At 45.6% G+C, this 22,808-nt stretch carries 22 protein-coding genes; 4 read left to right on the top strand and 18 right to left on the bottom strand.

Translation table 11 applies throughout. The features are described 5' to 3' along the window. Nucleotides 1–10: 10 nt before the first annotated feature. The 12 genes from V3C10_00110 to V3C10_00055 form a co-directional block, all read right to left on the bottom strand. A complete protein-coding gene (locus tag V3C10_00110) occupies nt 11–772 on the bottom strand; it encodes a FliH/SctL family protein (GenBank protein ID WVP62278.1) in 762 nt (253 codons plus the stop codon). Further along, complete coding sequence (gene fliG / locus V3C10_00105; protein WVP62277.1) at nt 765–1,781, bottom strand: flagellar motor switch protein FliG; 1,017 nt, start codon at nt 1,779–1,781, stop codon at nt 765–767. The genes V3C10_00110 and fliG overlap by 8 nt, the downstream gene beginning before the upstream one ends. Nucleotide 1,782: 1 nt before the next feature. Then, nucleotides 1,783–3,375: a flagellar basal-body MS-ring/collar protein FliF gene (gene fliF / locus V3C10_00100; GenBank protein WVP62276.1), complete on the bottom strand. Its 1,593-nt coding sequence runs from the start codon at nt 3,373–3,375 to the stop codon at nt 1,783–1,785. Between the two features lie 20 nt (nt 3,376–3,395). Then, nucleotides 3,396–3,701: a flagellar hook-basal body complex protein FliE gene (locus tag V3C10_00095; protein ID WVP62275.1), complete on the bottom strand. Its 306-nt coding sequence runs from the start codon at nt 3,699–3,701 to the stop codon at nt 3,396–3,398. A 290-nt stretch (nt 3,702–3,991) separates the two neighbouring features. Next, a complete protein-coding gene (locus V3C10_00090) occupies nt 3,992–5,197 on the bottom strand; it encodes an N-acetylmuramoyl-L-alanine amidase family protein (GenBank protein ID WVP62274.1) in 1,206 nt (401 codons plus the stop codon). Nucleotides 5,198–5,224: 27 nt separating this feature from the next. Then, a complete protein-coding gene (locus V3C10_00085; GenBank protein WVP62273.1) occupies nt 5,225–6,448 on the bottom strand; it encodes an N-acetylmuramoyl-L-alanine amidase family protein in 1,224 nt (407 codons plus the stop codon). 8 nt (nt 6,449–6,456) lie between these two features. Next, nucleotides 6,457–7,641 carry an NlpC/P60 family protein gene (locus V3C10_00080; GenBank protein WVP62272.1) on the bottom strand — a complete coding sequence of 395 codons (1,185 nt, stop codon included), beginning with the start codon at nt 7,639–7,641 and terminating at the stop codon, nt 6,457–6,459. Nucleotides 7,642–7,691: 50 nt separating this feature from the next. Then, nucleotides 7,692–8,243, bottom strand: coding sequence for a Fe-S-containing hydro-lyase (locus V3C10_00075; GenBank protein ID WVP62271.1), 552 nt, complete (start codon nt 8,241–8,243; stop codon nt 7,692–7,694). Between the two features lie 69 nt (nt 8,244–8,312). Continuing rightward, nucleotides 8,313–9,155 carry a fumarate hydratase gene (locus tag V3C10_00070; GenBank protein WVP62270.1) on the bottom strand — a complete coding sequence of 281 codons (843 nt, stop codon included), beginning with the start codon at nt 9,153–9,155 and terminating at the stop codon, nt 8,313–8,315. Between the two features lie 42 nt (nt 9,156–9,197). Then, nucleotides 9,198–9,341 (bottom strand): hypothetical protein, encoded by a 144-nt coding sequence (locus V3C10_00065; protein WVP62269.1) that lies wholly within the window; start codon nt 9,339–9,341, stop codon nt 9,198–9,200. Nucleotides 9,342–9,756: 415 nt separating this feature from the next. Continuing rightward, nucleotides 9,757–9,936: a hypothetical protein gene (locus V3C10_00060; GenBank protein ID WVP62268.1), complete on the bottom strand. Its 180-nt coding sequence runs from the start codon at nt 9,934–9,936 to the stop codon at nt 9,757–9,759. 56 nt (nt 9,937–9,992) lie between these two features. Then, entirely contained in the window at nt 9,993–11,414 is a 1,422-nt protein-coding gene (locus V3C10_00055) for an aspartate ammonia-lyase (GenBank protein WVP62267.1), read from the bottom strand. Nucleotides 11,415–11,592: 178 nt separating this feature from the next. Here V3C10_00055 and V3C10_00050 point away from each other — a divergent pair, with 178 nt between their 5' ends. From V3C10_00050 to V3C10_00035, 4 genes are all read left to right on the top strand, one after another. Beyond that, nucleotides 11,593–12,522: a LysR family transcriptional regulator gene (locus tag V3C10_00050; GenBank protein ID WVP62266.1), complete on the top strand. Its 930-nt coding sequence runs from the start codon at nt 11,593–11,595 to the stop codon at nt 12,520–12,522. A gap of 631 nt (nt 12,523–13,153) precedes the next feature. Continuing rightward, nucleotides 13,154–13,513, top strand: a complete 360-nt coding sequence (locus V3C10_00045) for an amidohydrolase family protein (protein ID WVP62265.1) — start codon at nt 13,154–13,156, stop codon at nt 13,511–13,513. A gap of 44 nt (nt 13,514–13,557) precedes the next feature. Then, the gene (locus V3C10_00040) at nt 13,558–13,818 is read left to right on the top strand and encodes a sigma 54-interacting transcriptional regulator (protein WVP62264.1); all 261 of its coding nucleotides are present in this window, start codon (nt 13,558–13,560) and stop codon (nt 13,816–13,818) included. A 19-nt stretch (nt 13,819–13,837) separates the two neighbouring features. After that, complete coding sequence (locus V3C10_00035) at nt 13,838–14,062, top strand: winged-helix domain-containing protein (GenBank protein WVP62263.1); 225 nt, start codon at nt 13,838–13,840, stop codon at nt 14,060–14,062. Between the two features lie 63 nt (nt 14,063–14,125). Here the strand turns inward: V3C10_00035 and gyrA are convergent, their stop codons facing one another. The 6 genes from gyrA to dnaA all read right to left on the bottom strand — a co-directional run bounded on the left by gyrA (nt 14,126) and on the right by dnaA (nt 22,808). Further along, nucleotides 14,126–16,678 (bottom strand): DNA gyrase subunit A, encoded by a 2,553-nt coding sequence (gene gyrA, locus V3C10_00030; GenBank protein ID WVP62262.1) that lies wholly within the window; start codon nt 16,676–16,678, stop codon nt 14,126–14,128. 95 nt (nt 16,679–16,773) lie between these two features. Beyond that, nucleotides 16,774–18,687: a DNA topoisomerase (ATP-hydrolyzing) subunit B gene (gene gyrB / locus V3C10_00025; protein WVP62261.1), complete on the bottom strand. Its 1,914-nt coding sequence runs from the start codon at nt 18,685–18,687 to the stop codon at nt 16,774–16,776. A 16-nt stretch (nt 18,688–18,703) separates the two neighbouring features. Beyond that, nucleotides 18,704–19,786, bottom strand: a complete 1,083-nt coding sequence (gene recF / locus V3C10_00020) for a DNA replication/repair protein RecF (GenBank protein ID WVP62260.1) — start codon at nt 19,784–19,786, stop codon at nt 18,704–18,706. 52 nt (nt 19,787–19,838) lie between these two features. After that, a complete protein-coding gene (locus tag V3C10_00015; protein ID WVP62259.1) occupies nt 19,839–20,048 on the bottom strand; it encodes an RNA-binding S4 domain-containing protein in 210 nt (69 codons plus the stop codon). A gap of 14 nt (nt 20,049–20,062) precedes the next feature. After that, complete coding sequence (gene dnaN / locus V3C10_00010) at nt 20,063–21,181, bottom strand: DNA polymerase III subunit beta (protein ID WVP62258.1); 1,119 nt, start codon at nt 21,179–21,181, stop codon at nt 20,063–20,065. 259 nt (nt 21,182–21,440) lie between these two features. After that, nucleotides 21,441–22,808, bottom strand: coding sequence for a chromosomal replication initiator protein DnaA (gene dnaA, locus V3C10_00005; GenBank protein WVP62257.1), 1,368 nt, complete (start codon nt 22,806–22,808; stop codon nt 21,441–21,443).

Raw genomic sequence — 22,808 nt, 5'->3', positions numbered from 1 at the left:
CCGAAAACAGTCAGTTTTCTTCTCTGTATTCATCCAGAAACTTTTTCAGATTTTCCAGCTGTACGGTGATGGAGGCATCCACAATGCCCTCTTCTGTTTCTACTTTTATATCACTGTAAGGAATATCTTCTTTTTTTATCTTTATGTTTCTGCCGCTCTGCTCCCTGATGGGTTCCAGCTGCTGTTCCAATTCTTCAAACATTTTATAAGCGCGGTTCGAAAGATGGACCGTCAGATCACTTTTGGCCGCTTCTTCACGGAGCACCGATTTGACAAGCTCTAACAACGCCGTCTCATCCTTTTCCAATGTCTTTTTCAGGATTTTCTCCGTCATATTAAAGGCCAGATCCAGGATATCCCGGTTAAATTCATCAAACATATCCTTCTGGACCCGGTTCAGTCCGTCTATCTCCCGGTTCAGGATTTCCAGTCTTTCTTCGACAAACTTCTTTGATTCCCGGATTCCTTCATCGTAGCCCTCTTTCCTGGCCGCCTCCTTCAGACGCTCTGCTTCCGTCTCGGCGGTATTTACGATTTTATCCCTCTGGGCGTAAGCATCCTCTAAGATTTTCGATGCCGACTGTTTTGCCTGGATTCTGGCATGTTCCAGAATCTGCTTTTTCTCTTTGGAGATCAGTTCATACTTTTTACGGTACTCCTCCTCCCCCACAGAATCGGGTTCCTTTTCCGGCTCCTCCACTTCGTTAACATGGTAAAGATCCACACGGAAATCTTCCAGTACCGCCTCATCTGATTTTATAATCTTAGACAATTATCTCATCCTTTCCATCCTTGGAAATTACGATCTCCCCATCCTCTTCCAGTCTTCTGATGGTGCCAACAATCCGCTGCTGAGCCTCTTCCACGTCACTCATCCTGATATTTCTCAGGTACTCCATATCCGTCTGGATGCTCTCCCTCATACGGTTGGACATGTTGGAGAATATGGCATTCGTCACTTCTTTATTGGCTACCTTAAGTGCAACGGCAATATCTTTGGAGTCTATATCCCTGATAAAACGCTGAATGGAAAGCGGATCCAGATAGGCGATATCCTCGAATACAAACATCAGCTTTCTGACATTCTCGGCAAGCTGTGGGTTCTTGATATTCAGTTCATCAAAAATATCCCGCTCCGTACTTCTGTCCACATGGTTCATCACATCGGCTATGTAATTGAGTCCTCCCACCTCCATGGCCTCTTCCGATTCGGAAGAACCAATTTTCCGCCTCACCACGTCTTCCACAATCTTGACGGCCGCAGGATAGGCCCGATCCATATTGGCCACCCTCTCCACCACGTCAATCTGTGTCTCTCTCGGAAGGTTTATAATAATGCGGGATGCCTGTTCCGGTGTCGCATAGGAAAGTATCATAGCCAGCGTCTGAGGGTGTTCATTCTGGACTACGCTCATCAGACTCTTATAATCTACCTTTCTGATAAAACCAAACGACTTGGTCTTCAGGGCCTTTGTCACCCGGTCCATCAAATTTCTGGCCTGCTGCTGTCCGAATGCCTTTTCAAGAACCTCTTTTGCATAGTCCTTACCGCCCTCGGAGATCACCTTCTGTGTGACACAGCACTCATAAAATTCTTTCGATATATCCTCTATCTCCGCATCATTCAGTCTCGGAAGCCGGGCCAGTTCTATGGATATCTGTTCTATCTCCCCGTCATTCAGATATTTAAACACTTCGGAGGCCGTTTCCGCTCCGATGATACTGATGACGGCCGCCGCCTTTTCCGCGGGGTTCATCATTGTCTTTTCTTCATCTGCCATATTATTTCTTAGCCTCCTTCAACCATGAACTGATCATAGACGCTATGATTTCGGGATTTGTCTTAGCAAAGTCTTTTACCTTCTCCGCAGGATTCTGGCTCCTCTTAATCTTCTCACTGAGTTCTATGTTGACCGCATTGTCCTCAGCGCGGCCTACCGTCTCCTCAAGGGGTCCACCCTCCGGAATGGTCAGGCCGTCAGCCGGGCCAAATAAGGCCTCATCCTCCCGGGCAATTTTTTTGCCCTTCCTGATCATCATGATAATCGACATCAGGATCAGGATAATCAGTGCTGCCACAGCATAGAGAACCATCCGGTTATTCCAGATTGCCGCCCCATCCGACTGCACGGGAACTGCATCCGGTAACTGAACCTCGGTATTCTCCAACTGTTTGAAGCTGGTCACAACGATATCTTCGGGCGCTATATTCGCCGCCTTGGAAGCCGCTTCGATCAGCTGCTGTTTTTTGGTCTCCGTCAGATTGTTGTCATTAACGGAAATTGCCACCGTGGCTTTCTGAAGTTCCACGTTGTCTTTCTCTATCTGGCGCTTTATGTAACTTACGATATAGTCCACATTGCGGTAATAATCACCGTTACGGCCTGCCGTTCCGCCGCCCGCGGCCCCTCCATAGGTGGGAATATCGGTATTATTCTCCTCACCGGCGATCCCTCCGGCTCCGGGCAGGGTTCCTCCTGTGCCTCCCTGTTCCTGGAAATCTTTTACGACTCCCTGTCCGTTCTCCTCCGGCACATAGCGGAGGTCTTCCGTGATCATCTTGTCGTAATCGATTACAACCGTAGCCGAAACTCTGATCTGGCCCGGTTTGTATCCGAGCGCCAATACATTTTTGATCTTATTTTCCAGTTTTTCTTCCACTCGCTCCTCAAAATCGAGGCGGCTTAATCCATACAGATTCCCGTCTCCCACATCTCCGGATACCAGCTCCTGCATCGTGTCCGCATTGATTACCGCTACATTCTCCGGGAGAAGGCGGGGCACGCTGTTTGCCACCAGCTTCTTAATTGCCGCCACCTTATCGGGTGAAAGCTCATAGGACGGAAAAAAGGACAGGGAGACGGAACCCGTGCTGTCAGAATCCTGTTCTTCCCACACATAGGTACTGTCATCCGGAACACTCAAAGTGACGATGGCATTCTTAACACCGTTCATGTCTTTTAATGTCCGCTCTATCCTGTCCTGAAGATTTAATAATAAGTATTGTTTTTTTTCAAATTCGGTCGTGGTAAAACCCGTGTTATTCGAGAATATATCAAATGGGAGCGCCGTTTTAGGATAACCTAATACAGACATGTCAAGCATGACATCCCCAATTTCCGTTTCCGGTACTATGACTTCCCCATCTGAATTTCGTTTTGCTTCTATGTTTTTACTCTGCAGAACGGCGAATACCTCTGCATTTTCTTCTCTCGATATACCGGGAAACAAAACTTCGTAGTTACTGTTTTTCGTATTCAGGTAAACTGTTGCAAGTAACGCAACAATCGCAGCCGTACCTATGCCGGCTGCTATTTTTCCGTTCCTGCTCTTTAAAAAGGCAGGAATTCCTTTTATTTTATCATTAATTCCCATACTCTATCCTGCAAATATAACTAGATTTGCATCCCCATTATTTGATTATAGGCACCTACGGCCCTGCTTGTTAACTGTGTCGTAAATTCAATTGCTGCGGCGCTTTTCTCAGCCTGGATGAGTGCGGTATGCAGATCGTCAATCTGCCCTGTGGCCAGTAATCGGTCCACCTCTTCTCCCTTGGCGCTTTCCTCCTGCGCCGTCTGAATTGCTTCCTGTAATATGTTTTTAAACTCTTTTTCCGGCCTCTTGCCGCCGATACCCGGTTTCCCTGCTTCTTCCAGAGACATAACCATATCCATTTTTGTGATCGGAACTATAAACATAGTAGTTTCCTCAATACAATTTTGTATTTTTTCTTTCTTTTTTCTTACGCAAAATATGTAAATAAATTAATTTTTTTGTAACTTTTTAATTATCATAACATTCCAGCGATAAAATGTAAATATAAAAAGCGATTGGATCTTCCTGGAAATTTGTTTAATTTGAATAAAAATTTATTCATTTTATCTTTTGTAAAAAAAAGCAGAAAGGGAGGTTATTTTCTATAAAATATCTTCTCCGTTTCTGCCTTTTTGTACTGTTTTTTTTCTGTCTGTTATTACCGTCTTAACTGTTATCTGTTGGCCCAGATGCCGTCTCCGTTCACATATCTGCCGTCGATTGTCACGTTTCTCATCATGCTTCCGTCCGATGGATTTAAATAATACCAGTTTCCGTTATTTAACAGCCATCCTGTCTGCATTCTTCCGTCGCCGTCCATGTAGTACAGATTGCCGTTGATATTGGCCCATCCTGTCTGCACTTCCCCGCTGTCCCCCAGTAGATACCATTGCTTATCTAGTTCCAGCCAGCCGGTCTGCATCTCGCCATTACTGTTCATATAATATTTTTTGCCGTTTTTATTCTGCCAGCCGGTCAGTATATAGCCGCCGCCGTCAAACAGATACCATTTTCCGTCAATGGCCGCCCAGTCTCCGGCTGGGTAGCTGCCGTCCGCATTTCGATACCACCAGCCGTTCTTATCATGCCGCCAGCCCAAATCATTCGGCGTCATATTCTGTCCCGACGGTGTGGCGCCTGCTCCGTTGTCTACAAAAGGTGACGTTTCATCCGCATCTACTCTCAGTTCGTCGGAATATACCCAGTCCCCGCTGGTCATGTATTTTAACTCTTCCGAATCTTTCGGAACCGCCCTGACACAGAATTTATATCTTCCTGCCTCCGTAATATAGGGGTGAAAATCATAGAATGTGGTGCTTACCCTGTCTACGCTGTGGATGATCTGCTCTCCCTTGAAGAGTTTGAGTTCATAAGCTCCCGCTCCCTCCACCGCCTCCCAGTCGGCTTTCCCGACCGGATATCCTTTCCACTCGGCGTCATCCGGCTCGTCCAGCTTTCCGCTTGCCGGCTGGAGCTTTACGGTGAGGTAAAGCGTCTCATAATTTTTATCTTTGGAGGCCGAACCATATTCACCTCCGGTAATCTGATATTTACTGGATCCCGTTACCTTGAAATAATATCCCGTCTTTGCATGGATATTGATTTTGATTTTGGGAACATCTCCTATTTTCCAGGATTCCTTCGGTGGTTTCACCCATTCGTAAGAACCTATCTCGTACTGGTTATCCGTTGTTGTTATCATAACCGTCGCTTCATCATAATCCGTATCTGCCTCTACATTCGACCTTATATCAACTCTTATAAATGTAATCGGAGTCCTCGTCTCGGGTTTTCTGGCAGCAAAACACGGACCTGCACACAGAAGCGCAAGACCTGCCGCAATCAATCCCGTCCATATTCTTTTGCTGGTAAATTGCATAAAAGTTTACCCCTCTTTCAGTTGTTCTTACGGAATCCAGACTCCGTCCTGATTAATATAATAACTCTCCACCACCGTGTTTGTCATCATCTTTCCATCGGCAGGATTCAGATAATACCAGTTATCCTTCCATTTAAGCCAACCAGTAGCCTTCACACCGTCAGGCCCCGTAAAATACCAGCTTCCATCCGTCTGGATCCAGCTTGATACCATCTTTTTCCCTTCCGGGCTGAAATAATACCATTTCCGGTTATCCTGATACCAGCCCGTAATCATATCCCCATTGCTGGTGAGATAATATTCATCCGTTCCATACTTCTGCCAGCCGGTCATCATGTATCCGTTCATATCGAACAAATACCACTTGTCATTAATATACTGCCAGCCGTTTTTCGTATAGGATCCATCCTGGTTTCTAAACCACCAGCCGTTCTGATCCCGAATCCAGCCGTTACTTTGACTGCCGGACGGCGTACCTGCAAAACTGGATGGTCCTCCCTGGGAGGAACCGGAACTTCCCGCCGATGAGAAACCCGAGTGGCCGGATGAGGATGCTTCCTTCTTATCAATATCCAGCTCATCCGATTCAATCCATTCTCCGGAATCCAGATATTTGCTGTCCCCCTCTTTTGGTATTGCCCTCACCTTAAATGTATAGGTTCCCTGTTTATCCATAAACGGGTATAAATTGCAGCTTGTCCCCGTTACCTTGTCCTTATGCTCTACCAGTGTATTTCCCCGGTACAGCTTCACCTCATAGGCATTGGTGTTTTCCACCTTATCCCACTTTGCTTTTCCAAGGGAATCTTCATCCCAGTATGCGCTCCCCGTATTTCCAAGGGTGCCGCTGACTGCTTTTAATTTGACAGTGAGTTCCGCCGTCTCACCCTCATCCGTTATTTTTAAAGAGGTACAGGAACCGCCTCCATGGACGGATACCTTGCTCTTACTCATTCCTTTTTTGAAATAATACTCGTCATTTGCACCGATGTATACCTTGATTTTCGGCTCTTCGCCCGCCTTCCATCCACTGCTCTTTCCTGAGAATTCCCAGGAGTCGACGCTGTAGCGGGAACTGCTGACCGCCACGTTTACATCCGCTCCCGAATCTCCTGCTTCGATGGAAGATTCAACGGTAATTGATATTTTTGTGATTTCATCGGAGGTCTCCGCCCCATAGGCAGCAAAAGAACTGCCGCTTAACGACAGTAACAATAAAATGCCTATTAATTTCTTACTTATTTTTCCCATAGTCTGTTTTACCCCCTGGGACGTCTGATCCCCAAAATTGTTCTGTATGTGACATCGTCACTGATTTTAATACCTTCTTTTGCCGAGCTGGCGTGGACGATTCTCCCGTCTCCGATGGAGATTGCCACGTGGCCGGCATAAAAAACCAGATCCCCCGGCTGAAGATCATCAAAGGCCACTTTTTGTCCGTACTGTGACTGTTCCGCCGATGTTCTTGGGATGCTGATTCCAAAATGTTTATAGACCGACTGGGCAAACCCCGAACAGTCCGCGCCGTTTGTCAGGCTTGTTCCTCCCCATACATACGGGTTTCCCACAAACTGAAGCGCAAAGTCGGCAATCGCCCTTCCCTCCGCCGTTCCGCCGGTGCTTTTTACAATCTGCTTTCCGGTATTTCCTTTTGCGGGACTTTTATTAAACTGGCTGCTGGTGGAAGTGCCGTTTCCCGAGCGGTTTCCGTTATTGCGGGCCTGCTGTTTCAGCCGTTCCCTCTCCTCGGCCCGCATGACCCTCAACTTTTCCGTCTGCTTTCTGACGTCTTCTGCATAGAGGGCGGCATCTGTTTTTGCCTTATCAAGTTTTTCGTTAAAATCGGAAATCTCGGCTTTTTTAGCGGTAACAGTCTGTTCCAGTTCCTTCTTTTCAGCCAGATATTCCTGCTCCATGACCTCCATCTCGGCCTTTTCCTCTTCCAGGCGGTTTTTCAGTTTTTCCGTCTGGGAGCGGACTTCCTTGTATCTGAGTATCATGTTCTGATCGTATTCATACAACTGCCGGAAGTACTCATTTTCACAGAGTGCGTCCGACAGGCTGTTGGATTTTAAAAGAATATCAAGATAATCGGGTTCGCCTTTTTCATAGACGTACCGGATTCTCTTTTTCATTGCATCGTACTGGCCACTCTCGTCGGCTGCCGCCCGATCATAGGCCTTTTCAGCCTTGCGCAATGATACTTTCTTTTCTTCCAGCTCTTCTTCCAATACCTGGATCGTGACGAGAAGGGCGGTCAGTTTGTCCTCCAGTTCCGACACCTGCTGTGTTGCGGAATCCTTATTCTTTTGTATTTTATCTATCTCCTGATTGACAGAATCGAGTCTGTCCTGTGACTTCTTTTTATCTTTCTCTGTCTGTGTAATAGGCGTCGCATAGATGACGCCCGCAAATACCATCTGGAACAGAAGAAGTAGTATCACAGACCGGACTGCTGTTTCTGCAAATCTGCCCTTCCCCCACTTCATATCCTTTAAATTTCTTTATATTTCAGCAATGCGGTCTCATACAGGTTATTCCCCTCCGAATCAATCACAACGATGACCGGAAAATTCTCCACCTTAAGTTCCCTGATTGCTTCCGTGCCTAAATCGTCGTAAGCAACTACGGTTGATTCCTTGATGCACTTTGAAAGGAGGGCTCCGGCGCCACCGATAGCAGCAAAATACACGGAACCGTTTCTTACAATTGCATCAATCACTTCTTTGCTTCTCTTTCCCTTGCCAATCATGGCTCCCATGCCGAGATCCAGAAGTTCCGGCGTATACCGGTCCATGCGGCTGGCCGTAGTCGGGCCTGCGGAACCGATCGGCCGGCCTTCCCTGGCTGGGGACGGTCCCATATAATATATGACATTACCCTTTATATCAATTGGGAGATTCTCACCTTTCTGAAGCGCCTCCTGCATCCTCTTATGAGCCGCGTCGCGCGCCGTATAAATAGTTCCTGTTATGTATACATAATCTCCTGCTTTTAAACTTTTTGCCGTCTCTTTATCAACCGGCGCTGTAATTCTCTTCTCCATTTCACCTTTCCTCCGTCTGTTACCCTGTCCTGTCTTTCATGTGCCGGACGTTTTCCTGTTTAACCCCGATTAAAGTACTCTGTGAGCATGACGGTTTACGTGACAGCAGATATTAACGGCCATGGGAAGACCGGCAATATGGGTTGGATAGGTCTCTATGTTTACGGCCAGCGCGGTCGTGCTGCCTCCCAGGCCTCCCGGCCCGATTCCCAGCTTATTAATCTTTTCCAGCATCTCTTTTTCAAGTTCCCTCACGTATTCAACAGGTGACTCTTCTTCCAGGTTCCTGGTAAGGGCGTGTTTGGCCATCAGTGCACACTTTTCAAAGGTTCCTCCGATTCCAACTCCCACGACCATAGGGGGACAGGCATTCGGGCCTGCATCACGGACGGCGGTCAGGATGGATTCCTTTACGCCTTCGATTCCGTCGGCCGGTTTCAGCATAAATACCCGGCTCATGTTCTCGCTTCCAAATCCCTTTGGCGCGACGGTGATGTCAACCTGATCTCCTTCCACTATCTCATAATGGATAATGGCGGGCGTGTTGTCCTTTGTATTTTCACGGAATATCGGATCTTTTACAACGGATTTTCTTAAAAATCCCTCCGTATATCCCTGTCTCACGCCTTCATTGATTGCATCGGTGAGAGAGCCTCCCTCCAGATGAACTTCCTGTCCTACTTTGATAAATACGACAGCCATGCCGGTGTCCTGGCAGATTGGTATCATATCCGAACCTGCGATCTCCAGATTCTCCTTCAGCTGATCGAGTATCTGCTGTCCGAGAGGGGACTTTTCCTCCTGGACGGCAGCTTCGAATACCTTTTTCATATCAGCGGATAGAAAATGATTGGCTTCGATACACATTTCCTTTATATTTCTCGTTATTTCCTGAACATTTACCGTTTTCATAAAAAATGCCTCTTCCATTCGTTTTTTCGACCTGTATTTGTCTTAATCATACTGGATTTTCGTGGTTCTGGCAATCCCTTTTTTGACTGCCTCCCCGGCTACGGCCTCCGCTACCGTAACGGCGGCATTTTTGCCCAGGGCCGACGGCAGAATATAATACTGCTCTAACTGAGCGGCCGGGATCATTGCTGCAATGGTGGGGGGCGGGATGGTGAGAGGGGGGAGTATGAGTCTTCAGTCCCGGCTTGAGTTTAGTCGCGGGTGGGGAATCCGGGCAGAAAATGTTCCTGTGGGAAACGCTTGCGCTCTTTGGAGTACATAACGGTACTAAGACGTCAAAATACGCCGTCTAAGTGCCGATGAACTCCCAGGTTCCCTCCGGAATCATTTCCTCCCTTCTTCCCCACAGATAGGTTATGAACCGTGACTGAAGACGCGAAGGTTTTCGCCATCCCAACCCCGGCCTGCGGCCGCTGATCTGTTCTATTCCTTTAATTGGGAACGGTATTGTCACTGCCACTACTTTTATTCAAATGTCACAAAATATCCAATTATATAATAATTAAATCTAAAATACCGCTGGACTATGAAAGGAACACGACTATATTGTGGCCGCGACCATACCTTCCTCTAACTTGACGAAAGAGACAATCAGCCCTGCAGATGACGGACGGGGCGACAACCTTCGCTGAGTCTTCAGTCCCATCGACAACCTGCCCGGGGAAGGAAGGAGAAAAGATTCCCCCTCACCACAACCTACAAACCGGGACTGAAGACTCATATCCACCCTCCCACTCCCCCGTCCGCCATCTTACAGAGGCGTCCTCGCATCTCAACTTACCTCACCATCTCTTTTCCCAAAATTCCCGGCTCCGTCATGGTATATGGGTTGAGCACCGTATTAAGCTGCTTTTCATCCAGAAGATTTTTTTCCAGGATCAGTTCTCTCACCGACTTATTGGTTTTCAGCGCCTCTTTCGCGATATCGGCAGCTTTCTCATATCCTACATAGGGGCAGATTGCCGTTACAATTCCAATGCTGTTGTTTACCATGTTTTTGCAGTGTTCCTCATTGGCCGTTATTCCGGTAATGCAGTTGTCCACAAGTGTCTTTATCGCACATGTGAGTGTCTCGATGGACTGGAACAGGTTGTAGAAGATAATCGGTTCAAAGGCATTGAGTTCCAACTGGCCCGCTTCGGCTGCCATGGTGATGGTCATGTCGTTTCCTATGATGTTGAATGCGACCTGGTTCATAACCTCGGGAATAACCGGATTAATTTTTCCCGGCATAATGGAGGAACCGTTCTGTTTAGCCGGAAGGTTTATCTCTCCAAATCCGGTTCTGGGGCCTGAAGACATCAGCCTTAAGTCGTTGGATATTTTGGACAGGTTTACGGCACAGGTCTTTACGATTCCGGAAACGGATGCATAACTGTCCAGATTTTGTGTGGCATCAATCAAATCGTAAGACTGCACCAGATCCTGGCCCGACAGTGTTGAGGTATTTTTTACCACCCTCTGGAAATACTGCACATCTGCATTCAGTCCTGTTCCGATTGCCGTTCCGCCCAGATTTAAACACTTGATTTCTTCTTTTGCCGCCTCAAACCGTTTGATATCGCGTTTGATTGCCGTGCTGTATGCATGGAATTCCTGGCCCAGGCGGATCGGAACCGCATCCTGAAGCTGTGTTCTTCCCATTTTTATTACATGGTCAAATTCATACGCTTTCTTTGTCAGAGCCTGGTCCAGGCGGATAAGCTGTTCATGGGCATTATCCAACAGCTTGAGTGCTGCCATTTTTCCGCAGGAGGGGAATACATCGTTTGTTGACTGGCCGAAGTTCACATGGTCATTGGGATTTACAATGGAATAGTCACCTTTTTTGCCTCCCAGTATTTCTATGGCACGGTTTGCGATTACCTCATTGGCATTCATGTTAAGGGATGTACCGGCTCCTCCCTGGATCGGATCTACGATAAACTGATCGTGGAGTTTTCCGGCTATAATCTCGTCACAGGCTTTTACAATGGCATCCGTACGTTTTTTATCAAGTTCACCCACTTCATAGTTGGTGATGGCCGCCGCTTTTTTAATCTGGGCAACGCTGTTAATCAGTTCAGGCTGCATTTTTAACCCCGTTATGTAAAAATTCTCATAGGCGCGCAGTGTCTGCACTCCGTAATAAGCATCCGCCGGAACCTCTTTTGTCCCTATTGAATCATGCTCAATCCTGTACTCCCTCTTCTCTTCCATTTCTGGTAATCCTCCTCTTTTTTCACTCTGTTTATGTAAGTTGACACCTTACCGGCTTGATTTCATTATAGATTTACCCTACAATAGAAGCTAATACTTATAGTAATATATTTACTATAGATATTTATCTATAGTATAGAGATAAAAAGGATATAGTTGAAAAGTATGGAGGTTAAATATGTTTCAGGGAATGGATTATGTTTATGAAGTATATAAAGAAATGAATTTTTCGAAAGCTGCAAAAAATTTGTATATTTCTCAGCCGTCTTTAAGCGCGGCAGTTAAAAAAGTGGAGACGCGTCTTGGATTTCCCATCTTTGATCGAAGCACAACGCCGATTCAGCTCACGGAGTTTGGAAAGGAATATATCAAGGCCATTGAGGTTATCATGGACGTGGAAAACGGTTTTAATAATTTTGTCAATGACATCAATGAGTTGAAAAGCGGATCGATCTCCATTGGAGGAACAAATCTCTTTGCCTCCTACATACTCCCCCCGCTTCTTTCCGGGTTTACGGAAAAATATCCGTTTGTAGATGTTAATCTGGTGGAAGCCAGCACAAGTGAATTGACGGAAAAGCTTTTTTCAGGAAGCCTGGATTTGATTATTGATAATAATTGTATGGATTCTTCTATTTATGAAAAGGTATTTTTCTGTGAGGAACATCTGATTTTGACGGTTCCCAAGGCCTTTTTCTCCAATGAAAAAGCAAAAGATTACAGGATGGATCTGAAGGATATAAAAAATGGCCGCCATCTGGAACCTGATTTTCCTGTTGTGCCGCTCGATTTTTTCAGAGATGAACCCTTTCTTTTTTTGAAATCCGGCAACGATACCAGAATCCGGGCGGATAAGATTTGTCATAACAGCCGGTTTACACCAAAAATAAAGCTGAAGCTGGATCAGCAGATTACGGCTTATAATCTTTCTTCTTACGGGATGGGGATTTCTTTTACCGGAGATATACTGCTCAGCCATATTTATGAGAATGATAATCTGGTCTATTATAAGCTGGATAACCGGGATGCTACGAGGGATGTGAATTTTTATTATAAGAGGAACCGGTATATGACGAGGACGGTAAGGGAGTTTTTAAAGTTGAATTAGGAGGACGCGTTCTTGAGGAAACGGGATGGGGTGGGTAGGTTATGAGTCATCAGTCCCGGGGAGGGGTATCGTGAGGGGGAATCCGGGCAGAAAAAATTTCCTCCGGGAACCGCTCCCGCTGGTGGAGTGCATAACGGTCACTAACCTCGTATAATACCTCGGTAAGTGCCGATGGACTCCAATGTTCCCTGCGGAAAAGTTTTCTCCCTCCTTCCCCGGGAAGTCTTTAATCGGGACTGATGACGCGTAGGTTGTCGCCATTCCGTTGCCCTGCAAGAATCCGCTGATTGTCCTGATAATTCAATGAGGGTGGTATTGTGGCAGCCACTACTTTTTTATTATCCCTTTTTGCTGACTTTTCGATGAAATTTCCAATACTGAATTGGTTGTTTTCAGCCATGTATGGTTAAAATTTGCCTACATATAATAACAAGTCGGTCATTACACCACTCTATTTTTTTATAGTTTCATCTTCTGCTTTTTATTTTTTCTCGTATTTTCAATGGTTTTATTGATTTTTTCTATTTTCTTTTTCCCATTTTAAAATTTGGCATGGAAAATGCTTATATATGGCATTGGTAACTTGTGGAAGGTCTTGAGGCCGTTTTTGTGGAAGGAGGTATTGGATACTGTGCTTTTGATTCGAAATGCGAAGGTTTATAGTCCGGATTTTCTGGGTGTGAGGGATGTGTTTGTTGCCGGAGGGAAGATTTGTTGTATCCGGGAGAGGATTGATATGGAGGATTGTCTGCCGGTGGAGGTGATCGATGGGAAGGGTTGTGTGCTTCTGACCGGGTTTATTGATAATCATGTTCATATCCTGGGAGGTGGGGGTGAAGGGGGATACAGGACCAGGACGCCTGAGCTTTCTCTCTCTACTATGATTGAGGCCGGGGTGACAACCGTGGTTGGCTGCGGCACCGACGGAGTGACCAGGAGGATGGAGAATCTGGTTGCTAAGGCGAAGGGGTTAACGGTTCAGCAAGAATAAATTATCCTTTTATTCCGGTCAATATTACCGCTCTCTCACAATCTTTGATCGAAAGTGAACTGTTTGGCTATGAGGATACCTCCTTCACAGGAGCAAAGAAAGGCGGAAGGCCGGGAATTTTTGAACTGGCCGATAAGGGAACTGTTTTTATCGATGAGATAGGGGACGCCTCCCTGGAATTTCAGGTGAAACTGCTACTTACACTGGAAAGCAAGTGTATCAGACGGGTAGGCGGTGTGGAGGAAATTCCGATCGATGTGCGTATCATTGTAGCGACCAATAAGAATTTTACATACTTTACCTGAATCGACAAACCGCATATTTTTGAGCGAGCAGGAATACAAAATACTCAGCAAACTGGGTGAGTGCGGCAGCCGGAGCACGGGGCGCAACAGACTTCAGGCCCTCCTGGCCGAAGACGGATTTGAGCTTGGTACCGGTAAAATTCGAAATATCTTAAAGGAACTGGAACACAAGGGATTGATCGATCAAAATTCCTCGGGATGTAATATCACAGATGAGGGACGGCATGCATTATCGGGATGTTAACCTTTTCATTTCCGCTCAAGAAAAACCGCAGGATATTTTAAGTATCCTGCGGCAACTCTCTTTTTACTCTTCCGTTATTTCCTCGGAATTTTGTTCGCCTGCTTCTTCAATTTCCATATCTTCATCGCCATCCGCATTATCTGTCAGTTCATCTTCGTCCTGGCTGTTTTCACTTTCACGGACTTTTGCAATGCTGGCAACGGCGATTCCCGAGTCGGGATCAATACTCATTAGTTTTACTCCCGAGGTATTTCTACCGATGATGGAAATATCGTTTACGGCCATTTTTATAATAATTCCTTCGTTGGTGATCAGCATGATCTCCCTGGTACTGTCGACCAGTTTGGCTCCGATCAAATCTCCGGTTTTATCTATAATCTTATAACATCTTACACCTTTTCCGCCCCTGTTCTGGCAGTTAAACTCTTCGATCGGCGTTCTCTTGCCGTATCCATATTCGGATGCTACCAGCAGACATTCGCCCTGGCTGGACATCTGCATGCCGATTACTTCATCGCCCTCTTCGAACTTCATGCCGATTACACCCATTGAAACACGGCCCGTTACTCTTACGTCGGTCTCATGGAATCGGATACACATTCCCTTCTTTGTAACCAGGAAGATATCTTCTGTATTATCGGTTTTCTTTACTTCGATCAATTCGTCATTCTCGCGCAGGACAATTGCCTGAAGACCGTTCTTCCTTACATTCTCATATTCCTTCAGGGAAGTTTTCTTTACCATACCGTTTCTGGTAGCCATAAACAGGTACTTGTCATCCTCAAACTCTTTCATTGCTATGATCGAGGTGATCTTCTCGCCAGGCATAAGCTGAAGGAGGTTTACAATCGCCGTTCCCCTTGCAGTTCTTCCTGCCTCCGGTATCTCATATGCTTTCAGACGGTATACACGGCCGGTGTTGGTAAAGAACATCACATAATGGTGATTGGTGGTCATAATCAGATCTTCGATGTAATCCTCATCAATGGTCTGCATTCCTTTAATTCCCTTGCCGCCGCGGTTCTGGCTCTTGAAGTTGTCGCTGGACATACGCTTAATATAGCCAAAGTTTGTCATGGCGACCACCACGTCGTCGTCCGGGATTAAATCTTCGGCCGACATATCATACTCGTCGTATCCGATTGCCGTTCTTCTCTCGTCACCGTACTTGTCGGAAATCACAAGGATTTCTTCCCTGATAACGCCGAGAAGTTTCTTTTCGTCGGCGAGAATTGCTTTTAATTCACCAATCTTAGCCATCAGTTCACGGTACTCATTCTCCAGCTTTTCTCTTTCCAGACCTGTCAGAGCCCTCAGACGCATATCCACGATAGCCTGAGCCTGGACGTCGCTGAGTTCAAAGCGCTCCATTAACTGGTTTTTGGCCTCGGCCACGTTGGAAGAACTGCGGATGATCTTAATTACCTCATCAATGTGATCCAGGGCCTTTAAAAGACCTTCCAAGATATGGGCACGCTCTTCCGCTTTATTTAAATCGTATTTTGTCCTTCTGGTTACTACTTCTTCCTGATGTTCGAGGTAGTATTCCAGCATCTGTTTTAAGTTGAGGATTCTCGGCTCGTTGTTCACAAGGGCCAGCATGATAACGCCGAAGGTATCCTGAAGCTGGGTATGTTTTAACAGCCTGTTGATCAGGACGTTGGCATTGACGTCACGGCGCAGTTCGATACAGATTCTCATGCCCTCACGGTTGGATTCATCTCTTAGATCCGTGATTCCGTCGATCTTTTTATCCTTTACAAGTTCGGCAATCTTTTCGATCAGACGAGCCTTATTCACCATGTATGGAAGCTCTGTTACAATAATGCGGTTCTTGCCGTTGGCCATCGCCTCTATGTCATATACGGCGCGCACGCGGATTTTGCCTCTTCCCGTCCTGTATGCCTCCTCGATTCCGGCTCTGCCGAGAATGGTGGCTCCTGTCGGGAAGTCGGGTCCCTTTACAATCTCAAGGATTTCTTCCAGGGAGGTTTCCCTTCCTTCCTCAATCCTGTTGTCGATAATTTTTACAACGCCGCCGATTACCTCTTTCAGGTTGTGCGGCGGAATGTTGGTTGCCATACCTACGGCAATACCCGATGTTCCGTTTACCAGAAGGTTCGGATAACGTGACGGCAGTACAACCGGTTCTCTCTCCGTCTCATCAAAGTTCGGTGCAAAATCGACCGTATCTTTATTGATATCGGCCAGCATCTCCATCGAGATCTTGCTGAGTCTGGCCTCTGTATATCGCATGGCTGCAGCTCCGTCACCGTCCACGGAACCAAAGTTTCCGTGACCGTCTACAAGCGGATATCTGGTAGACCATTTCTGTGCCATATTAACGAGAGAACCATAGATCGAGCTGTCACCGTGCGGATGGTATTTACCCATCGTATCACCGACGATACGGGCACATTTACGGTGAGGCTTATCCGGTCCGTTATTTAACTCTATCATGGAAAAGAGAACTCTTCGCTGTACCGGTTTCAAACCGTCTCTTACATCGGGAAGGGCCCTGGCCGCGATTACACTCATCGCATAATCGATATAGGATTTTTCCATGGTTTTTTTAAGATCTATATCATGAACTTTATCAAATACATTAGGTTCCATTCTTTCTCCTCTCAATCCTGGCATAACAGTCCAAAACTGGCTGAATTGTTACATCCTGGCTGCTATTTGCTGCATTTATCACATCCGGCTGGTTATCAGATATCCAGGTTCTGGACATATTTGGCGTTGGCCTCGATAAATTCACGTCTCGGCTCCACCTGATCTCCCATCAGTGTAGCAAATGTCAGATCCACTTCTGAAGATGTCTCATTGTCGATCATAACACGCAGAAGAATTCTTCTCTCCGGATCCATTGTCGTCTCCCAGAGCTGCTCCGCATCCATTTCACCAAGTCCTTTATAACGCTGAATCTTGTTGTTGGTGTCGCGGCCGATTTCTCTCAGGATGGCATCCAGCTCATCGTCACTGTATGCATACCATACGCGTTTATTTTTCTCCACTTTAAACAGCGGCGGCTGAGCCAGATATACATGTCCCTGCCGGATCAGTTCGGGCATAAAACGGTAGAGGAAGGTGAGAAGCAGGGTGCTGATATGGGCGCCGTCCACATCGGCATCGGTCATGATAATAATCTTATTATATCTCAGCTTCATGATATCGAAATCTTCATGGATTCCCGTACCGAATGCCGTGATCATCGCACGTATCTCGGCATTGCCGTAAATCCTGTCAAGTCTTGCTTTCTCTACATTCAGGATCTTTCCTCTCAGGGGAAGGATGGCCTGGTTTGACTTATTTCTTGCCTCTTTTGCAGAGCCGCCGGCGGAATCTCCCTCTACGATGTAAATCTCGCAGTTTTCAGGGTTCTTGTCGGAACAGTCGGCCAGTTTTCCAGGAAGAGCCATGCCGTCCAGGACGGACTTTCTTCTCGTCATCTCCCTGGCTTTTCTTGCCGCATCCCTGGCTCTCTTTGCAAGGATTGATTTTTCACAGATAATCTTGGCTACAGACGGATTCTGTTCCAGGAAATAGGTGAGCTGTTCGCTTACCACCGCATCCACGGCTGTCCTGGCCTCGCTGTTTCCCAGCTTCTGTTTGGTCTGTCCTTCAAACTGGGGATCTTCAATCTTGACGCTGATGATTGCGGTGATTCCCTCACGGATATCCTCGCCGCTGAGGGCAGGCTCATTATCCTTAAGCAGTTTATTCTTTCTGGCATAGTCATTGAATGTCTTTGTAAGGGCATTCTTAAAACCGGTCAGATGAGTTCCGCCTTCCGGCGTATTGATGTTATTAACAAATGTATAGATATTCTCCGTATAGGAATCATTATGCTGTACGGCTACTTCCACGTACACCTTTTCCTTGGTTCCCTCACAGTAAATAACCGGCTCATAGAGCTTTTCATTGCTCTTGTTTAAGTAGGTTACAAACTCCTTGATACCGCCCTCATAATGGAAGGTTTTTTCCTTCTTATTATCTCTGTCGTCACGGAGAACGATCATTAAATTCTTTGTAAGGAAAGCCGTCTCCCTGAGTCTGATCTTGAGCGTATCGTAATCATATACCGTCTCTTCAAAGATATCCTTATCAGGAAGGAAGGTAACTTTTGTTCCGTGCAGTCCCGGATCACATTCTCCTTCTACACGAACCGGATACATTACTTTTCCTCTCTCGTATCTCTGTTTATATACTTTTCCTTCTTTGTAAATTTCAACTTCCAGCCACTCGGAAAGAGCGTTAACGACGGAAGCGCCTACACCGTGCAGACCACCGGATACTTTATATCCCCCGCCGCCGAATTTGCCGCCGGCATGAAGGATGGTGAAAACTACTTCCACGGCAGGAAGACCTGCTTTTTTCTGAATATCGACCGGAATTCCTCGGCCGTCGTCTATTACCGTGATAGAATTATCCTCATTAATCTGTACTTCGATCTTATCACAGTAGCCGGCCAGAGCTTCATCTACCGCATTATCCACAATCTCATACACAAGGTGATGGAGGCCCCTCATGGAAGTACTTCCAATATACATACCGGGACGTTTACGGACCGCCTCCAACCCTTCCAATATTTGTATTTGATCTGCACTATATTCTGAACCCATAAGTTCCTCCTTAACTTTACTCACAGTTAACAGTTCCATTTACCACTTTAAAGGTTTTATCTATTTGAAAACAATGGCTTATAAAATCATCCAGGCCCGTGCATGTTATAACGGTCTGTATATGGCTGATCCCGGCAAGAAGATGTTCCTGCCTTCCCGAATCCAGTTCAGAAAGTACATCGTCCAGCAAAAGTATCGGATAATCTTTCACGATCTTCTTCACCAGCTCTATCTCAGCCAGCTTCAGTGAAAGCGCTGCCGTTCTCTGCTGGCCCTGGGAACCGAACCTTCTGATATCGATATTGTTTACATAAAAACTGATGTCGTCCCTGTGCGGGCCGGTCAGCGTCATTCGTTGTTTCATATCCTGCGCCCGGTTTTTCTTAAGCGCTTTTTCCAGATCGTCCGAATCTACGTTGGGCTCATACCGGATCACCAGCTCCTCTTTCCTGCCGGAGAGATTGTAATGGATATCCCTGATAATATCATTGAGCTGATCGATGAAATCCCTTCTGTAGTGGATCAGTTCACGGCCGTAGGAAACTAACTGCATATCATATATATCCAGCATCTCCTCATATTCCGGCCGGAAAGCGACTTCCTTTAAAAGCTTGTTCCTCTGCAGAATAATTTTATTATATTGAACAAGAGAATGGACATAGAGCCTGTTGAGCTGGCACAATTCCAGATCAACAAACCGGCGTCGTTCCGCCGGGCCGTTTTTAATGAGGTTTAAATCTTCGGGTGAAAAAAACACCACATTGACAACACCAAAAAGCTCACTTGCTTTATGGATTGCAATGCCGTTGATTGCAACTCCCTTTGTCTTATTCTTCTTGAGGTGCATATCAATCCGGTAAGGAACATCGTCCTTTCTGATGTTCATTTTGATATGGGATTCTTCCTCCCCGAATTCTATGATCTCCCTGTCCTTGCTCCCCCGGTGCGATTTTGTTGTGGCGCATACGTAGACGGATTCCAGGATGTTGGTCTTTCCCTGGGCGTTGTCTCCGTAAAGCACATTCGTACCTGGATCAAAATTGATATGTAGTTCTTTGTAATTACGGTAATTCTTCAGTTCCAGCGATTCAATAACCATGAAAGCAGTCCTTTATGATAAATATGAAAAGTTTATAAAAACATGCTTTTCATCATTTTATGATTTTGATCGTTGTGCCTTCAAAGGTCACTTCATCTCCATCATACAGTTTTTTTCCTCTCTGGCACTCGGTCTGACCATTTACCTTCACGAGACCGTCCTGAACGGCAAATTTTGCATCGACGCCATTCTCCACCAGGCCGGCCGCTTTCAGCGCCTGGCCCAGTTTAATGTATTCATCTCTTAATTTGATCGTTTCCATTTTTATTTCCTTTATCAGATTGCTGCCGCATTGAAGTTTACAGGGAGAATCAGATAGATATAGTTCTCTTCCTCATCCTTGATAAAGCACGGCGACTTGGGATTCATCATATAAAGAGTAACTTCCTCGTCATCAATAATACGAAGTGCGTCGCTCAAAAACTTCGGATTGAAGCCGATCATCAGATCTTTACCGAATTTTGTGATATTGATCTCTGCATTCATCGTACCGAAAGTGGAATTCAGCTTCAGTTCCATTCCATCGTCCGTTATATTGATGATAATTGGTTTTTTATCGTTTTCACGGATCAAAATGCTGGCGCGCTCAATGGAATCCAGGAATTCTCTTCTGTTTACCGTGACTTTTGTCTCATAATCACTGGACAGCATCTGGTTGATCCTGAAATATTCGCCTTCGATCAGACGGGAAACCACTACGGTATCGTCAAATTCAAACATAATATGATTTGTGGTGAAGAAAATAAGTACTTCCGATTCATTGTCTCCGTTTAAAATCTTGCTGATCTCACTGAGAGTCTTGCCAGGAACGATGACTTTTATATCATGATACTGATCTTTTAATGAAACTTTTCTGATTGACATACGGTGTCCGTCGAGTGAAACCACCTTTAATACGTTGTCTTTTACTTCGATCAGTTCTCCTGTCATCATCTTGTTACTGTCGTTCGGTGAGGTGGAGAAAATGGTCTGGCGTATTACTTCTTTCAATGTAAACTGGGAGAGGCAGATATAATTGTCTCTTTCTATATGAGGAATGTAGGAAAATTCCTCTCCGTCTTTTCCCTGGATTTTGAATACGGACTTCTCACAGGTGATGACCGTATTGAATTTTTCGTCTGATTCAATGGTAATTGTGGAATCCTGGCCTGAAAGTTTTCTGATGATATCGGAGAGCAGTTTTGCATCGAGGGCAATCTTGCCTCTCTCCAGGATCATTCCTTCCACCTTTGTCTCGATTCCCAGCTCCATATCATTACCGGTCAGTTTTATCTCATTGGAAGTGGCATCGATCAGGATGCACTCTAAAATTGGCATGGTTGTTTTGGAAGATACTGCCTTAAGAACGATGTTGATGCCGTTCATTAAACTGTCTTTATTAAATGAAAGCTTCATAATTGTTGATAACTCCTTTGCTAAGATTGATTGTGATGGTTAAGGATAATTATATATAAATTCCGTAGCATTCGTAGTAGGGGGTGTGGATTTGTGTAAAAGCCCGGACAGGCCTTAAAGTAAAAGGTTTGTCCCTGTTTAAACCATTGTGTAAAACTCCGGTTTTCAGGAAGGATAACTTAATACTTATCCACAGCCTGAAAATGGACCTGAAGTCCCGATCATTTATCCACAAGTTATCCATCGGTATATCCACAGCCTATTGTGGATTGATTTTCTTTTTCAGGATCTCGATGGTGTTGCGGAGACTTTCGTTCTTTTCCATGTCGTTCCCGATCTTCTCATAACCGTGGATAATGGTGGTGTGATCCCTGCCTCCTAAATATTTGCCGATAGCCTGAAGAGGGGTCTCCGTCATGCTGCGGCATAAGTACATAACGATCTGCCGTGGAAATACGACTTCTTTATTTCTCTTCTGGGAAGAGATGTCAAGCGGGGTGATGCCGAAATGATCTGCAACCACCTGGATGATCAGTTCCGGAGTCACTTCTTTCAACTCATTCGGTGAAATCAGATCTTTGAGCGCTTCTTCGGCCAGTTCAATTGTAATCTCACGTTTGTTAAGCTTTGAGAGGGCGACGATTTTGGTGAGCGCCCCTTCAAGCTCCCGGATATTGGATTTGACATTGGTAGCGATGTATTTAATTACCTCGTTGTCAATGTTATATCCTTCGAGTTCTTCTTTTTTTCGCAGTATTGCCATTCGTGTTTCATAGTCAGGAGACTGTATGTCCACCGTCAGACCCCATTCAAAACGGGAACGGAGGCGCTCTTCCAGAGTCTCAATTTCCTTCGGAGGTTTATCCGATGAAATAATAATCTGTTTTTTCGCTTCGTAGAGGGAGTTGAAGGTGTGGAAGAATTCTTCCTGGGTACTCTCTTTACCAATGATAAACTGGATATCATCGATCAGAAGAATATCGTTATTTCTGTACTTTTCCCTGAATTCCGTGGTGGAAATGTTGTTTTTGTTACGGATGGCATCGATCAGTTCGTTGGTAAACTTCTCACTCGTCACATATAAAACCTTGGCCTTGGGGTTATTCTTCAGAATAAAATGGCCGATGGAATGCATAAGGTGGGTTTTACCAAGACCAACCCCTCCGTAAATAAAAAGCGGGTTATAAATTTCACCTGGAGATTCTGCTACAGCTAAAGAAGCCGCATGCGCCAGATTGTTGTTGGCGCCTACGACGAAGCTGTCAAATGTATAGCGTGGATTTAAGTTGGCGTTCTGAATGACCTGGTGGTTTACTTCCAGAGGGCGGTTGATCAACTGATTCCTGTCCGCCTCATCCTGTGCTCCAACCTGTTCCGCTGTTACAAATTCTAATTCACATTCAATTTCTGTCAGCTCTTCGATGGTAATCTGAAGCAAAAATCCATATTTTTTCTTGATATAACCGAGAAAATGGATGTCCGGCACCAGGATCTGAAGAGTATTACCTTTGACAGCATATGGTTCCGTCGGAAGCAGCCATGTTTTAAATGAAACGTCGGTCAGCTCGTGCTCCTCTTTTATGTGCAGGAGAATCTGATCCCATTTTTCCTTGATTTTTTCTAACAT

Source organism: [Clostridium] symbiosum, from assembly GCA_036419695.1.
Lineage (GTDB): Bacteria > Bacillota > Clostridia > Lachnospirales > Lachnospiraceae > Otoolea > Otoolea symbiosa_A.
The sequence above is the reverse complement of the archived record's forward strand: the minus strand, read 5'-3'. Positions and strand labels throughout refer to the sequence as shown.